At 53.5% G+C, this 15,338-nt stretch carries 17 protein-coding genes; 13 read left to right on the forward strand and 4 right to left on the reverse strand.

Annotated features, from left to right (window positions below; genetic code table 11):
• Nucleotides 1–45: 45 nt before the first annotated feature.
• From lptB to MK323_03485, 4 genes are all read right to left on the reverse strand, one after another.
• Nucleotides 46–771, reverse strand: a complete 726-nt coding sequence (lptB, locus tag MK323_03470) for an LPS export ABC transporter ATP-binding protein (protein MCH2481217.1) — start codon at nt 769–771, stop codon at nt 46–48.
• A 61-nt stretch (nt 772–832) separates the two neighbouring features.
• The gene (gene lptA, locus MK323_03475; protein ID MCH2481218.1) at nt 833–1,939 is read right to left on the reverse strand and encodes a lipopolysaccharide transport periplasmic protein LptA; all 1,107 of its coding nucleotides are present in this window, start codon (nt 1,937–1,939) and stop codon (nt 833–835) included.
• Nucleotides 1,940–2,052: 113 nt separating this feature from the next.
• Nucleotides 2,053–2,487 (reverse strand): LPS export ABC transporter periplasmic protein LptC, encoded by a 435-nt coding sequence (lptC, locus tag MK323_03480; GenBank protein ID MCH2481219.1) that lies wholly within the window; start codon nt 2,485–2,487, stop codon nt 2,053–2,055.
• 1 nt (nt 2,488) lies between these two features.
• The gene (locus tag MK323_03485; GenBank protein MCH2481220.1) at nt 2,489–3,460 is read right to left on the reverse strand and encodes a KpsF/GutQ family sugar-phosphate isomerase; all 972 of its coding nucleotides are present in this window, start codon (nt 3,458–3,460) and stop codon (nt 2,489–2,491) included.
• A gap of 71 nt (nt 3,461–3,531) precedes the next feature.
• Here MK323_03485 and MK323_03490 point away from each other — a divergent pair, with 71 nt between their 5' ends.
• From MK323_03490 to tatB, 13 genes are all read left to right on the forward strand, one after another.
• Nucleotides 3,532–6,117, forward strand: coding sequence for an MMPL family transporter (locus MK323_03490; GenBank protein MCH2481221.1), 2,586 nt, complete (start codon nt 3,532–3,534; stop codon nt 6,115–6,117).
• A gap of 97 nt (nt 6,118–6,214) precedes the next feature.
• Entirely contained in the window at nt 6,215–6,781 is a 567-nt protein-coding gene (locus tag MK323_03495; protein MCH2481222.1) for an ABC transporter substrate-binding protein, read from the forward strand.
• Nucleotides 6,782–6,949: 168 nt separating this feature from the next.
• Nucleotides 6,950–7,174 (forward strand): BolA/IbaG family iron-sulfur metabolism protein, encoded by a 225-nt coding sequence (locus MK323_03500; GenBank protein MCH2481223.1) that lies wholly within the window; start codon nt 6,950–6,952, stop codon nt 7,172–7,174.
• Nucleotides 7,175–7,225: 51 nt separating this feature from the next.
• Entirely contained in the window at nt 7,226–7,540 is a 315-nt protein-coding gene (grxD, locus tag MK323_03505) for a Grx4 family monothiol glutaredoxin (GenBank protein MCH2481224.1), read from the forward strand.
• A gap of 140 nt (nt 7,541–7,680) precedes the next feature.
• A complete protein-coding gene (gene murA, locus MK323_03510; GenBank protein ID MCH2481225.1) occupies nt 7,681–8,979 on the forward strand; it encodes a UDP-N-acetylglucosamine 1-carboxyvinyltransferase in 1,299 nt (432 codons plus the stop codon).
• A 34-nt stretch (nt 8,980–9,013) separates the two neighbouring features.
• The gene (gene hisD, locus MK323_03515; GenBank protein ID MCH2481226.1) at nt 9,014–10,330 is read left to right on the forward strand and encodes a histidinol dehydrogenase; all 1,317 of its coding nucleotides are present in this window, start codon (nt 9,014–9,016) and stop codon (nt 10,328–10,330) included.
• Between the two features lie 4 nt (nt 10,331–10,334).
• A complete protein-coding gene (hisC, locus tag MK323_03520; protein MCH2481227.1) occupies nt 10,335–11,444 on the forward strand; it encodes a histidinol-phosphate transaminase in 1,110 nt (369 codons plus the stop codon).
• 75 nt (nt 11,445–11,519) lie between these two features.
• Nucleotides 11,520–12,113, forward strand: coding sequence for an imidazoleglycerol-phosphate dehydratase HisB (hisB, locus tag MK323_03525; protein ID MCH2481228.1), 594 nt, complete (start codon nt 11,520–11,522; stop codon nt 12,111–12,113).
• Nucleotides 12,114–12,121: 8 nt separating this feature from the next.
• Nucleotides 12,122–12,763, forward strand: coding sequence for an imidazole glycerol phosphate synthase subunit HisH (hisH, locus tag MK323_03530; GenBank protein MCH2481229.1), 642 nt, complete (start codon nt 12,122–12,124; stop codon nt 12,761–12,763).
• Nucleotides 12,764–12,801: 38 nt separating this feature from the next.
• Entirely contained in the window at nt 12,802–13,545 is a 744-nt protein-coding gene (hisA, locus tag MK323_03535) for a 1-(5-phosphoribosyl)-5-[(5-phosphoribosylamino)methylideneamino]imidazole-4-carboxamide isomerase (GenBank protein MCH2481230.1), read from the forward strand.
• Between the two features lie 3 nt (nt 13,546–13,548).
• The gene (hisF, locus tag MK323_03540; protein ID MCH2481231.1) at nt 13,549–14,310 is read left to right on the forward strand and encodes an imidazole glycerol phosphate synthase subunit HisF; all 762 of its coding nucleotides are present in this window, start codon (nt 13,549–13,551) and stop codon (nt 14,308–14,310) included.
• Between the two features lie 308 nt (nt 14,311–14,618).
• The gene (gene tatA, locus MK323_03545; GenBank protein ID MCH2481232.1) at nt 14,619–14,885 is read left to right on the forward strand and encodes a Sec-independent protein translocase subunit TatA; all 267 of its coding nucleotides are present in this window, start codon (nt 14,619–14,621) and stop codon (nt 14,883–14,885) included.
• 20 nt (nt 14,886–14,905) lie between these two features.
• Nucleotides 14,906–15,337, forward strand: coding sequence for a Sec-independent protein translocase protein TatB (gene tatB, locus MK323_03550; GenBank protein ID MCH2481233.1), 432 nt, complete (start codon nt 14,906–14,908; stop codon nt 15,335–15,337).
• The last annotated feature ends 1 nt before the right edge of the window (nt 15,338 follow it).

Here is a 15,338-nt window from a genome sequence, read left to right on the forward strand (position 1 = left end):
TTTATTACAGGGTTTAAGTTTGCCAGGGACAACAACCAGCTGCTGTCAAAGACTGAATTCATCGCCCAGAAAAACGGCGCGGACTTCAGGGTGGGCGAGTATATGATCTGCTGTTCCGGACGTCACTATACGGCCTTGTGCAAGAATGTAGGCGCGATCACAGATACCTAGGGTCTCACGTACATTGTGATCAGTGATCAGGACACCGATTCCGATATCGCGCAGGTGGGTAATGATGCGCCGAATGTCACCCAAGGAAATCGGATCTATACCCGCAAAAGGTTCGTCCAGCAGTATAAAAGCAGGCTGCATGGCAACCGCTCGAGCGATTTCGACGCGCCGGCGTTCGCCGCCGGAGAGGCTGTAGCCTTTAGCATTGCGTTTGTGCGCAATGCCAAACTCAGACAGCATGACGTCAGCTCGCTTCTGCCGCTGTTTTGCACTGAGATCAGGTAAGGCCTCAAGTACGGCCAGGATATTCTGTTCTACAGTCAGCCGTCTGAAGATTGAGGGCTCTTGGGGCAGATAGCCAATCCCCAGTCTGGCCCTGGCATGCATAGGAAGATCACCGATGTCTGTGTCGTCCAGCTGTACGAGACCATCTCCCCGCCGGGTAAGACCACAGATCATGTAAAAACAGGTTGTTTTGCCTGCGCCATTGGGCCCCAAAAGCCCTACGATTTCCCCGCTGTTCACGCGCAGGTCAACATGATCGACAACAATCGAACCGCGAAAATGTTTTACCAGTCCGTGTGTCTCCAGTGTGGCCAAAAGAGTATCTCCCGATTAATAGGTAAGAAGTGTAAATCCGGGGTAACACCGCATCTCGACTTTACTTCCCATCGTCGCCAAGGCTGTCTTGCCAGGTGGTGGACCAGACGTCGTTGACGTCCTGCAACAGTCTGAGTCGTAACGAAGGCACCCAGACGCCGAAACCCACTGGCGGTGAGATCTTTTTCCAGTCGTTGCTGACTTCAAGAATACGAACTCTCGCACCGCTCATGAGCTTCCCGACCACGACCGAGTCCGGTTCGGTCGACGGTGTACTACGCAGGCGTACATTGTCGCCGGAGACTGTGCCGGTCGGACCCTGTCCGGACACATAACGACCGTAGATCCACACCCTCACTCCGCGGGTAACATTCACCTTGAACCAGCCGCCGCTTGAAGCGATTACTTTCACGGGTTCACCCACGTTCAGTACCCCAATGGACGGTGAAGCCTGACTGCGGACGCCATACATCATTGCGCCGCCTTCGACAACGTAGGCGGCACGAAATGTCGGGGCCTGCAGGTTGTTTGAAAGAGTGGCAGCCGACGTGTCTTTCGCACCGGTACTGCCGGTGCTGGCGGCGGTTTGTGCACTACTGGTTTCTTTGGATCTCGGTTGTAATACGATGCGTGGGCGATCTGAACCGGTGGCAGCAGGATCTTGTGAGGATTGATCGGAGTCGTCGTTTGTTTGTTCAGGTGCTTTGGTCGTTCGAGTCCGACCACGGACATTCATCTTATCCCGTGCCATATCGTAGACGATGGTGTCGCCAGAGACCGCATCGCGACCCTGTCTGATTGTGGCTTGACCGATAAATGTGACAATATTATTGATTTCATCCAGTTCGATAATCTTACTCTGGCCGATGACGTCTTGCAGTTTCTGATCGGGCCGTTGTCGAAACACGGCCGGGTTGCCACGTGCTATCGCCTTTTCCAGCTGCTCATCGTGGTAATAAAGTTCGACCTCATCCGCAATGATTCTGATCGTGCCCTGCTTGATCGAGACATTGCCACGGTAAATCCGCTGTCCGCTGGCAAAGTCGAGTTCAACTTCGTCTGCTTCAATCAGGGCTGGTTGGTCACGGTCACTTTCCAGCGCGTGTACGGACGTCGGCGGAATCACTGATAAAGCGAGGAGAAGCACAACAAAAACCGGGGGGAACATAAGCTGAATTCTAACAAACCGAGGCCGACTACCCCCCGAGAGGCCGGCACTTTTCACCATCGGGCAAGCGATTGCGGCCTGGATAAGCTCGAACGGGGTGATCTGCCGGGTAATTACCGGAGTTTAATGGTCATTCTATCGGCTGACGTCACGCTGCCCACGGCCGTATCTGTTGCGCCTTGGGTTACCTGAACGTTACCCTGCAGCAGAATCTTGGTGCCGTTTTCGTAGACCAGGCCGGAGTCGCTGGAGGTCGTGCGTGATGATGTGTCCTGTCCATATTGCACCAGCCGGGGTTCATCCAGCAAAGCGGTATTATCGTCTGGGAAATGCGCCAGGCGCTTGGCTTCCAGTACGTAGGCGATGCCATTGGCATCACGTCCCGTGGCCGTGAACTTATGAATGTAGTAGTCCGGTTCGTGGCTGATGACAGTCCCATTTTGGGGTAATGTCGGTTTGAGAAAATTCATCTGCAGCCATAGGCTCAGTCCGAACATCACCGCGATCGTGGCGACGAGCACTGCTTGTTCAAGGTGGCGATCGGCCATTTCAGAATATGCCCGCCCGAATCAGGTCGAGTGCATTGAGGGCGCCAATTGGTCGCTGTTCCGGATCTACCGCAAACAATCCGTTGATCGAGTGTTGACGCATGAGCTGGACGACTTCAGCGGCCAGCGCATCGGCGGCGGTTGAACGCGGGTCCGACACCATCACCTGGTCAATCACGGTGGTTTTGACATCTATAGACCGATTTATGGAGCGCCGGACATCACCGTCAGTATATATGCCGATCAGGTGGCCTTCAGGATTGACTATGCCAGTCATGCCCAGGCCTTTGGCCGACATCTCTTCCAACGCCGTGGTGAGTTGACTGCCGGATGCAACCAGCGGCATGTCATGGCCGGTGTGCATGACATCGCGAACGTAAATCAATAGACGTCGTCCCAAGGTACCACCAGGGTGAGATCGCGCGAAGTCGTCGCGGCTGAAACCGCGGGATTTGAGTACGGCGATGGCCAGCGCATCTCCCATGCCCAGAGTGGCTGTCGTGCTGGCTGTGGGTGCCAGGTTGTGTGGGCACGCTTCTTTGTCGACACTGGTGTCGAGACATTCGACCGCAGCATTACCCAGCGTAGACTTCGCCTGACCGGTCATGGCGATCAGGGGTATGCCCATGCGTTTAATGATGGGCAGTAGGGTCAGGATCTCAGGGGTCTCGCCGGAGTTCGAAATGGCAATCACCAGGTCACCCGGTGTGATCATCCCCAGGTCCCCGTGACTGGCTTCTCCGGGGTGGACAAAAAATGCCGGAGTACCGGTACTGGCTAGCGTTGCAGCTATTTTTCCACCGATGTGACCTGATTTCCCCATCCCAACCACTATGACGCGGCCGTCACAGGCCAGCAGCAGCTCGCACGCGCGGCTAAATCCGGCATCAAGCCGGTCCGCGAGCTGCCCCAGTGCACGGCTTTCCAGCGACAGGACCTCTCGGCCTTCACGAGTGAAATCGATTTTGTTCATGACGCCTTAATTTGTGTTTAGGCAGCCAACAGCCGCGATCTGGACTATTCTACTGGAATCATGCATTGTCAGTGCTCAGCGATACGGATCGTGATTCAGGCCAAACACTCCTTCGGCTCCGGGCTGGTCGGACTGTTAAAAGTCCGACCGCAGGCCAGTTCATCGGAGCGTTCATTGCCGAACAGGGGCTTATGATGGACTTCCCGGTGTTGTATTCCAAAACAGTTCTGGGCCGACCGTTCCTGATGCTGGCGTTGCTGCTTGGTGTGCTCATCTTTTTCTCAGCTAATGTCAGCCAATTCCGTTTGGACGCGTCTGCTGATTCTCTGTTGCTTGAAGATGACGAAGACCTGCGGATATTTAGGCAGATGTCTGAGCGCTATCAAACACGCAGCTTCATCTTTGTTGCTTTTATTCCAAACCAGGATCTTTTTGCTAACAACACGCTCAATGTGATCCGTCGGATTAAGGATCAGATCACAGCGCTAAACGGCGTTGAATCGGTAGTCACCCTGCTCGATGTCCCACTGCTGAAGCAGCATGAGGGCTCTTTATCAGAGTTAGCCAGTAGTTACCGAACCCTGGAGAGCCCACTGGTCGACACAGACAAGGCAAGAGACGAGCTGATTATCAGCCCTATCTTCAGTGATCTAGTCATCAGCACGGATGGCAAAACGACTGCACTGCAGGTCAACCTTGCAGAAAACACGCCGCTAATTGCGTTACAGGCCGAGCGTGACCAGTTACTGTCGCGAAGCCAGCAAGCCAACTTCACAGTGAGCGAAAAAAAATCACTCGATCGTGTCACGCAGGCTTACGTCTTGGCAAAACACCAGGCCGATCAGCATAACCACCGGCTGATCGAGCAACTTCGCGGCATCATGGATCAGTACCGAGATCATGGACAACTGGTGCTGGGTGGCGTGCCAATGGTGGCCGACGACATGATTACCTTCATCAGAAACGATCTATTCGTTTTTGGCTGTGGTGTCTTTTTGTTTCTGGTGTTGATTCTGAGTCTGATCTTTCGCCGGCCACGCTGGGTGTTGTTACCATTGATCAGTTGCGTCTATGCCGGTCTGACGATGGTCGGGCTACTGGGGTTCATGGGCTGGCCGGTCACAGTGATTTCGTCAAACTTTGTTGCACTGATGCTGATCATCACCATGTCCATGACAGTCCATCTGATTGTTCGATATCGGCAACTCGAGCGTGATGAACCTGGCAGGTCGCAGCAGGAGTTGGTGTTTAAAACGACACAGAAGATGTTCTGGCCATGTCTCTATACTGCGTTGACCACAATCATTGCCTTTGGATCACTGGTTTTCAGTGATATCAAGCCGGTGATTGATTTCGGCTGGATGATGTCTTTGGGTCTCGGCGTTACTTTCCTGACCTGTTTCCTGTTGTTTCCCGTCATGTTGGTGCTGCTTGGTCACGCGTCACGCACTCAAATTCAGACCATCCGGCCGTTCCATTTTACGCTGGGTTTGGCCCGGCTGACCGTGCATCATGGCAGGTGGATACTGGTATTGTCTGCTGTGCTGGTTGGGTTGAGTTTTATCGGCATAATGCGCCTTGAAGTGGAAAACAGTTTCGTGAACTACTTTGGCGAGGACACTGAAATTCATCGTGGCCTGCGGGTCATCGACGACCAACTTGGCGGCACTACGCCGTTGGATATCCTGATCCGGTTTCCAGAAGCCGAACGCTCGGTGGCATTAGAAGAGGAAGATGAAGAACTTAAGTTACTGTTGGGTACGACGGATACCGGTGATGATCAAGATTACTGGTTCACCCCGGACAAGATAGAACTTGTCAAAAAGGCCCACGACTACATCGAGACAGTCTACGGAATCGGAAAGGTGATGTCGGTGGCGTCGTTCATTCGAGTGGGTGAAGAGATCAACAAAGGACCTTTTGATGCGTTTGAACTGGCAATTGTGTACAAGCGAATGCCCCAAAATCTGAAGTCGACACTGATAGATCCCTACATATCGGTTGCAGACAACGAGGCCAGAATCAGTGTCAGAGTCAAGGATTCGCTTGCCGATCTTCGTCGCGATGAGCTGCTTAAACAGTTGCGAGCTGGGCTTATTCAGGATGTGGGACTAGCCGAGGATCGTCTGCAGATTACCGGGCTGCTTGTGCTATACAACAATATGCTGCAGAGCCTGTTTAAGTCACAGATTGAAGCACTGGGTGTCGTGATGCTGGGCATAGCAATTATGTTGCTCATACTTTTTCGTTCTTGGGCACTGGCCATCATCGGAATCATTCCCAACCTACTGGCCGCTGTGTCTATTCTGGGTCTAATGGGGTTGATTGGAATTCCACTGGATATGATGACCATCACAATTGCTTCGATTACAATTGGTGTTGCTGTCGACAACAGCATTCATTACCTGTACCGGTTCAGAGAAGAGTTTCTACAGCACCGTGACTACGTGATAACGTTGCGCAACTGCCACGCCAGTATTGGCAATGCAATCTCGTATACCGCCATAACGATCATTGCGGGGTTCTCTATATTGACACTGTCGAATTTTGTGCCGACCATTCACTTTGGCATGCTGACCGCATTGGCGATGCTAATTGCACTGCTGGCATCGTTGACGTTGTTGCCTAAACTGCTCCTGATCTTTAAACCATTGTGAGTCGACAATCGTGACTACTCAGTTGCCACGTTTTAACAACCGCCTTGGAATGCGCGTGTCTGGGATCGTGTTGTCAGCTGTTATGATGGTTGTATCTATGGCAGCGCAGCCCGCTCGAGCAGAGCAACGACCTGACACGTTACTGCGTGAAACCGTAGAACAGTTGCTGGCTGAGTTGGACAGTAACCGGTCGACACTGGCAGCCGATAAGGGCCAGCTTTATGACCTGGTCAATCGTCTTGTCCGTGCGCAGTTTGCAGTCGACAAGATCACCCGACTCATCCTGGGCGCGCATTTCAAGACAGCCGATCCCGATCTGCGACATCGTTTTACCCGTGCTTTTATGGACCTGATGATCAGAACTTATGCCACAGTGATGTTCGAGTACACCGGCCAGGAAGAAATCGAATACCTGCCCCTGGCTTTCGATGAGTCAGCCCGGACTGCCTTGGTACAGACCCGGGTGCGGGATCCCGGGCAGGCGCCAGTGCCAGTCGATTATGCTTTCCTGCGCAGTGCGGACGGCCGGTGGCAGATTTACGATGTCAGGCTTGACGGTATCAGTCTGGTGCTGAGTTATCGCCGCAGCTACGACCAGATCATCAGGACCAAAGGGTTTGAGGCCCTCGTCTATGCGCTGGAGACACAGGACGCAGACGGCTGAGGGCCTTTGCTGAAGCGGCCTACCCTTCAGTAGTGTGGTCATCAGCCCGATGGGGAGTCGAATCGCTTACATTTTGTAGGTTTCCTTTTTGCGCCTATCGATATACTCTTGAAGCCGTATCGGGACTCATGGTCTGGTGCGGGGACGATCGTAGGATTAATTTTTCGAATTATGCCGACACCTGAAGACATCAAGGACTGGATCGAACAGAATCTGCCAGGGTCGCAGGTCGACATCTCGGGTGACGGTCGACATTTTGAGGCGGTCGTCGTTTACGCCGGCTTTGAAGGGAAAAACCGTATTCAACAGCAGCAGATGGTGTATGCAGCACTTGGAGATAAGATGGACGAAGAGATTCATGCGCTGTCGATGAGAACGTTGACACCACAGTAACGCTTGAGCCGACAGGTTTTATCAACGAGAAGGTAAGCAAAGGGGACGCTAATGGATGTGCAGGAACAAATCAAAAACATTGTTGAGGAAAACAGTGTCATGCTGTTTATGAAGGGAAGCCCCGACTTCCCACAGTGTGGTTTTTCCGGCAGGCTTGTGCAGATACTGCAGGAGTGCGGGGCGCAATTCGCCTCAGCCGACGTGCTTTCAGATGACCAAATTCGCCAGGGGATTAAGGATTTCTCGAACTGGCCGACCATCCCGCAACTCTATATCAACGGAGAATTTGTCGGCGGCAGTGATATCGTGACAGAAATGTATGAAAGTGGTGAACTCAAGGCCAAACTGGAGACGGTCACAAACTGACAGCTCGGGGTTGAGTCAGTGAGTTAATAAAGGCGCCCGCGGGCGCCTTTTACTTGTCGGTGGTGGGAACAACTGGACAGGCGTAACTACTCGATCCAGAATCGACGGACAGAGTAAACAGTACTTAAATGTTTTAGCACGTGGACAAACTTCTGATCAGTGGCGGTATTCCGCTTGAGGGTGAGATTCGAATCTCAGGCGCAAAGAATGCAGCGCTACCTGTTCTCATTGCGTCACTGCTGACTGATCAGAATTTGGTTGTTAGCAACGTGCCACATCTGCGGGACATTACGACCACACTGGAACTGCTCGGTCACCTTGGGGTACGTATTGAGGTTGACGATAAGCTGGCGATAGCCGTTAATGCGGCTGAATTGACCAGTCATCGGGCGCCTTATGAACTGGTCAGAACCATGCGTGCCTCCGTTTTGGTTTTGGGGCCGCTGCTAGCGCGCTTCGGCGAAGCCGAGGTGTCGCTCCCGGGTGGTTGTGCGATCGGCTCACGGCCAGTCGATCTGCATATCCAGGGATTCGAGATGATGGGGGCACAAGTTACGGTAGAAGGTGGCTACATCCGGGCCAGCGTACCGGCGGGTCGTTTACAGGGCTGCCGGATAATTTTTAACACGGTGACTGTGACGGGTACCGAAAACCTGATGATGGCAGCCGTACTGGCCGACGGCCGGACAACACTGGAAAACGCGGCCAGAGAGCCCGAAGTGGTAGACCTCGCTGAATGCTTGGTCGCGATGGGTGCAAGGATCAGTGGTGCCGGTAGCGGTCAGATCGAAATAGAGGGTGTGGCAAGGTTAAGTGGCGCCTACCATAGGGTTGCCCCTGACAGAATTGAAGCCGGCACTTATCTTGCAGCGGCGGCTGCAACCGGTGGCCAGATTCAGCTTGGCGGCATAGAAACAAGATTGCTTGATGCCGTACTGGCGAAACTCGATGCCATGGGCGCCTCGATCAGGATCGATCAGGACACCATCGCACTGTCTATGGATGGTTGTCGATTACAGGCAGTTGACCTGAAAACTCAACCATTTCCCGGGTTTCCAACAGATTTGCAGGCGCAGTTCATGCTCCTCAACAGTATCGCTGAGGGTGCGGCAACAGTAACGGAGTCGATATTTGAGAGTCGATTTATGCATGTCCAGGAATTGCAGCGGATGGGCGCCGACATAGAGTTGCGTGGCAATACAGCCCGGGTGCGTGGTGTGAAAAACTTAAGTGGTGCCCAAGTGATGGCGACGGATCTTAGAGCGTCTGCCTGTCTAGTCCTGGCCGGACTGGCCGCTCAAGGCCAGACGGTTGTGGATCGTATCTACCATATTGATCGTGGGTATGACTGTATCGAAGAAAAACTCGCCCAGTGTGGTGCACGTATCCAGCGGATCTCCAGTGGCCAGTATCCCCAAGCGGCTATGTACACATCGTAATATTTTCTGCAGCATGAACGCGGTTCACGACAAAATGCCCAGCCTGCTGCGACAGTTGAAGACTGATTCGCCGGATTTTTCTGCCCAACTCGACGCGTTACTAGACCGTGATCAGGTGTTCGATACCCATGTCGAGAAAACGGTTCGGGAGATAATTGGCAAGGTTCGGCAATACGGGGACCAGGCGTTGCTGGATCTGACGGCACAATACGATGGCCTACGATGCAAGGAACCAGCAGACCTTGAAATTGACCCCTCGGAATGTGAAAACGCGTTATCACGAATTGACGTCGGTTTGCGTCGGTCTCTGGAGCACGCCGCCGACAGAATCCGGCAGTTTCACACTCGCCAGCGTGAGACATCCTGGCACTACGAGCAAGAGGACGGCACACGTCTGGGGCAGCAGATCCGACCACTCGAGCGCGTTGGCATCTATGTGCCAGGCGGTACAGCGTCCTACCCATCGTCAGTACTGATGAACAGCGTACCGGCCCGGGTCGCGGGTGTTGACGAGATCGTGATGACCGTTCCGGCTTCTGGCGGTCAATGCAGCGATGCTGTGTTGGCAGCGTCTCGTGTCGCCGGGGTTGATCGTGTGTTTCAGATTGGCGGTGCACAGGCAGTGGCAGCTATGGCTTATGGCACTGGAACAGTACCGCGAGTTGACAAAATCGTAGGGCCAGGGAATCGCTTTGTTGCCGAAGCCAAAAGGCAGGTCTTTGGTCAAGTGGGTATAGATATGATAGCGGGACCTTCTGAAGTGGTCGTGATCTGCGATGACAGTGCCGATCCAGACTGGGTTGCAATCGACCTTATGGCTCAGGCAGAACACGATAAGCAGGCACAATCTATTTTGATCTGTCCCGACAGTAGACAGATTGAACGGGTGCGGTTGGCAGTCAATCGACTGTTGCCGCAACTCGATCGACATTCTGTTATTACAGCGTCCCTGCAGGCACGCGGTGCAGTTATTCTGGTCGATAGCCTTTATGAAGCTATTGCGATTGCCAACCGGATCGCACCCGAGCATCTTCAGCTCATGGTCGATGAACCTGAGGAACTGCTTGCACGGGTACGTCATGCTGGCGCTGTGTTCTGCGGTCACTACAGCGCCGAATCGCTGGGCGACTACTGTGTAGGCCCGAATCATGTCTTGCCAACAGCCGGTACAGCGCGCTTCAGTTCGCCTCTGGGCGTGTACGATTTTCAGACTCGGAGCAGTGTGATCCGGTGTTCCGCTCAGGGTGCAGCTGATCTGTCGGAAACCGCCATCACAATCGCGGCATCTGAAGGTCTGACTGCACATGCTCAGTCGGCAGCGTTTCGAAACCGACCGCCGGCAAAGGACTGAACCGGTGCCCGGCCAAGGTAATCGGATAGCGCGCTGGGTGCCGTCGCGTATTCTTGAGTTGTCTCCTTATCACGCCGATTCAGCAGACGGCCTGCTGAAATTAGATGCGATGGAAAACCCCTATACCTGGCCGTCAGAGATCAAAGATCAGTGGCTGCAGATTATTTCCACGGTTCCACTTAACCGGTATCCGGACCCACAGGGCACAGCTTTGCGCCAGGATCTGAAGACTTGGTGCGGCCTGGATCAGGCGGCTGATCTGATGCTGGGGAACGGATCAGATGAGTTGATTCAGATCATCGCCATGACCCTCGGTGGTCGGGGTCAGGTGATCATGGCGCCAGAACCGAGTTTTTCGATGTATTCGATGATCGCCTCTGTCACCGGTACCCGGTTTCTAGGTGTGCCCCGGGATACTGAGTTTCGGATCGATCTTCAGGCCTGTCTAGACGGGATCGCTGAGCATCAGCCCTGTTGTGTGTTTCTGGCCCGACCGAATAACCCTACAGGCAGCTTGTGCAGTAATGAAACCGTTCACGCGATCATCGATGCTGCGCCTGGACTGGTCGTTGTGGATGAGGCCTACCACGCTTTCTGCGGTCATACCTTTCTTGATCGGATTACTGACCATGACAATCTGGTGGTCATGCGAACTTTTTCAAAGTTGGGTCTGGCTGCTCTTCGACTGGGCTTTTTGGCCGGTCCCAAGAACTGGCTTGATCAATTTAATAAAGTCAGACTGCCTTACAATGTGAATACACTGACTCAGGTCAGCGTGCGTTTTGCACTGGAGCATATGGAATGGTTTCAACGGTGCGCGGAGCAGATCTGCAATCACAGGGAACAGTTGTCAATCGCGCTTCTTGGTCTGCCGGACGTTCAAGTGTATCCCAGCGACGGCAATTTTCTGTTGATGCGTATGCCGCGTGGAAGAGGAACGGAAATATTCCAGTGCTTGCGTCAATCAGGCATACTGGTTAAGAATCTCGACGGCTCCCATGAAGCGCTGGCGGACTGTTTGCGGGTCAGTGTATCCAGTACGGACGACAATCAGGCATTTGTAGCTGCGCTCAGAAACAGTCTTGAAACAGTGGATTTACGTGAATCTTCGTAATGTGATCATGATTGGGTAAAATAGCTGCCCCGTCACAGGACTGGTATTCACTGAATTCCTCCCAAGACTTAATTCATGTCACAACGCAGCGCTCAGATTACGCGTAACACCCGCGAAACCCAGATCACTTTGGATATTGATCTGGATGGTCGCGGTACAGCTGAGCTCGATATCGGCATAGGTTTTTTCGAACACATGCTGGACCAAGTGGCGCGACATGGGTTAATTGATCTCGCGATCAACGCGAGCGGTGATCTTCATATAGATGCACACCACACGGTCGAAGACGTTGGTATCTCATTGGGTCAGGCAGTTAATAAAGCACTTGGCGACCGCGGTGGAATCACGCGATACGGGCATGCTTATGTACCGCTGGACGAAGCTTTAAGTCGGGTGGTGGTGGATTTCTCTGGTCGGCCGGGTTTGCACTATACCGTGAAGTGGCCGCGAGCACGGGTAGGGGATTTCGACCTCGATCTGATCCACGAGTTTTTTCAGGGGTTTTGCGCTCATGCCGCTGTAACGATGCACATCGACAATCTGCGCGGTCACAATGCCCATCACATTGCCGAAACTGTTTTCAAGGCTTTCGGCCGTGCTTTTCGCGTTGCAGTCTCGGTTGATAGCCGACTGGCTGGTGCAATTCCTTCAACCAAGGGCTCGTTGTAGGCTCGGTTGTGTCTTACATTGCCGTTGTCGACCTCGGCACCGGCAACCTCCATTCTGTCGGCAAAGCGTTGGAGCGGGTTGCATCCGGTACTCGTGTGGAAATCAGTTGCGAGCCGGACGTCATCGGCCAGGCGAGTCATGTCGTATTGCCGGGCCAGGGTGCAGTAGGTACGTGGTTGGATGCGCTGGCCCGTCAGGGTCTGCAGGAGACGTTGTCCACAGTGCTCCAGTCAAGACCCGTACTTGGCATCTGTCTGGGACTGCAGGCGCTGTTTGACCACAGTACAGAAGATGGCGGAAGAGTCGGGCTTGGCTTTCTAAAAGGAGAGGTGAAACATTTTACAGAGGGCATCGGGTTGGATCATGACGTCCAAAAGGTGCCTCACATGGGCTGGAATAACGTTACCCAGACCACTTCTCATCCGCTGTGGGCTGGTATCAATCAGCACAGCCGGTTCTATTTTGTACACAGCTACTATGCCGATGCGGTGCAGTGTGTAGAGGTGCTGGGCACGACTGAATACGGTGTGCGGTTCACCTCTGCGGCGGGGCGGGAGAACGTCTTTGCGGTACAATTTCACCCAGAAAAGAGTCATACCCAGGGACTTGCTCTTTTGCACAACTTCGTGCACTGGAATGGTTGTACCTGAGGCTAAAGCAACAAATCAGTTAATCGGCACCCAGACCCATGTTGTTGATTCCAGCAATTGATATTAAGCAAGGCCGTTGTGTTCGCCTGCGGCAGGGCAACATGGACGAGGAAACGGTTTTCGACGACGATCCTGTGAAGGCGGCCGAGCGCTGGGTCAGTCAGGGTGCACAGCGGCTCCATATCGTTGATCTCGATGGGGCGACAGAAGGCCGTCCGGCCAATGCAAAACTCATTCAGCGTATCAGTGACGCGTATCCCGACATTCGAATTCAGGTGGGTGGGGGGATTCGAGATGAAGAAACAGTCGAGGCCTATTTGGAAACCGGCATTCGATATGTGATTATCGGCACGCAGGCAGTAAATGAGCCCCATTTTGTTAGCGACCTGTGTACGGAATTTCCGGGTCATATCATGGTGGGACTGGACGCCCGTGATGGCCAGATCGCAACCGATGGTTGGTCAAAACTCTCCGGTCATGATGTGATTGACACGGCACAGCACTTTGAACACGATGGTGTTGAGGCGATCATCTACACGGATATCGAACGCGATGGCATGCTCAGTGGTGTCAATGTGGAAGCGACGGTGCGACTCGCTGAGTCTGTGCGGATCCCGGTCATTGCTTCCGGGGGAATCCGGGATACCGAGGATATCCGGCGTTTGGGTGAGTGTGCGGAGTCCGGCATCCAAGCGGTGATCACGGGCCGTGCAATTTACGAAGGAACACTCGACTATCGGGAAGGTCAGGCCTTAGCACAGAGCTACGCTGAGGTATTCTGAATCGTGGGTCTTGCGAAACGGATTATTCCCTGTCTTGATGTCGATCAGGGTCGGGTGGTGAAGGGCATCAACTTTGTCGATATTCGTGATGCGGGTGACCCGGTCGAAATTGCACGGCGCTACGATGAACAGAAAGCTGATGAAATTACGTTCCTGGATATCACCGCGAGTTCTGATCATCGACATACCATGGTTGACATGGTTCGATCAGTCGCGGGAGAGGTTTTTATACCGCTGACAGTAGGAGGTGGTATTCGGGAAGTTGCTGATATTCACACAATGCTGCAAGCCGGTGCTGACAAGGTGTCGATCAATACCGCCGCTGTCAAGCGGCCGGGCGTAGTTAAAGAGGCCAGTAAGTACTTTGGCGCACAGTGTATTGTGGTTGCTATTGATGCCAAGCGTAAAGATGATCGTTGGCAGGTGTTCACCCATGGCGGCCGCAGCGCAACGGGAATGGACGCTATCGATTGGGCACGGCAGGTCGCGGATATGGGTGCTGGTGAGATATTGCTGACCAGCATGGACCGTGACGGGACCCGTGACGGTTTTGATATCGAACTCACTTGTGCGGTATCACGCGCAGTGTCCATACCGGTGATCGCCTCTGGCGGTGTCGGTACACTGGACCACCTGGTCGAGGGCATTGTTGACGGCGGCGCCGATGCCGTACTGGCAGCCAGTATCTTTCACTTTGGCGAGTACACCATTGACCAGGCGAAGGTGTATATGGCTGAGCGGGGCATAGAGGTAAATCGAGAATAATATGATTTAGGCCCAGATCGTCCCGACAGCTAACGCATCGCCAGGTTTTACCAGTACCTCCAACTGCAGAACAACCGATACAGAATCTGATACAGGTACCCAGGTTGAAGACGACTAGAAAAGGATGAAATCCGGGTCACCGAGTGCTGAATAGGGAGCTATGGCTGCTTAGTGCAGACGTTTGACGGGTAGTTTTACGTGGATTTTTCGAAAAAGGGTTATTATTCAACTATCAGGGTGCGCTCCATCGGTGGGTTCGGGCAAGTCGCAACCCTGTCGAGATGGCAGATTAAAAAGAGGAGAATCACATGGGTGTTGGAGGCATAAGTATTTGGCAGCTGCTGATCGTACTGGTCATTGTGCTGTTGTTGTTTGGTACCAAGAAGCTGCGCAACATGGGTGGTGACCTGGGTGGCGCAATCAAAGGGTTCCGCAGTTCAATGAAAGAGGTCAAGGGTGGGGACAGTGACAGCGACAGCGAGGATTCCGAGGCGGCGGATCAGCAGGCTGAAGCGTCCCAGGATGACCTTGCCGATGCGCAGGCGACTGAGGACGTGAAGACGGAAAAAGTCTGACCGTTTTCTGAGGCAGCATCATGTTTGACGTCGGATTTTCCGAGGTCGTAATCATTGCGATTATCGCCCTCGTGATTTTGGGCCCCGAGCGGCTGCCCAAAGTCGCACGCACGCTCGGTTTCTGGGTCGGGAAAGCCCGCAGGATGGTTGCTGACGTCAAGTCCGACATTGATCGGGAGATGCGCGAGAGTGAACTGGCCGACCTTCGCAAGCTAGGCAACGAAATCAGTGACGTGAAAAATGAATTCCAGAGTGTTGCTGGAGAGGTTGCCGATGACAGCGGTGTGGAGTCGGTCGTCGAGTCCATCAAAAAGTCAGCCGATGATATTCAATCGTCAGTGACCGATGTCACAGCAACCGACGATTCGGCTCAGTCGGCAGAAAACGAGTCTCCCGTGGATGACACCACAGACACTTCCCAGATCAAAGACAAAAAGACCCCTACGCCCTGAC

The organism is Gammaproteobacteria bacterium, from assembly GCA_022450155.1.
Classification (GTDB): domain Bacteria; phylum Pseudomonadota; class Gammaproteobacteria; order Arenicellales; family UBA868; genus REDSEA-S09-B13.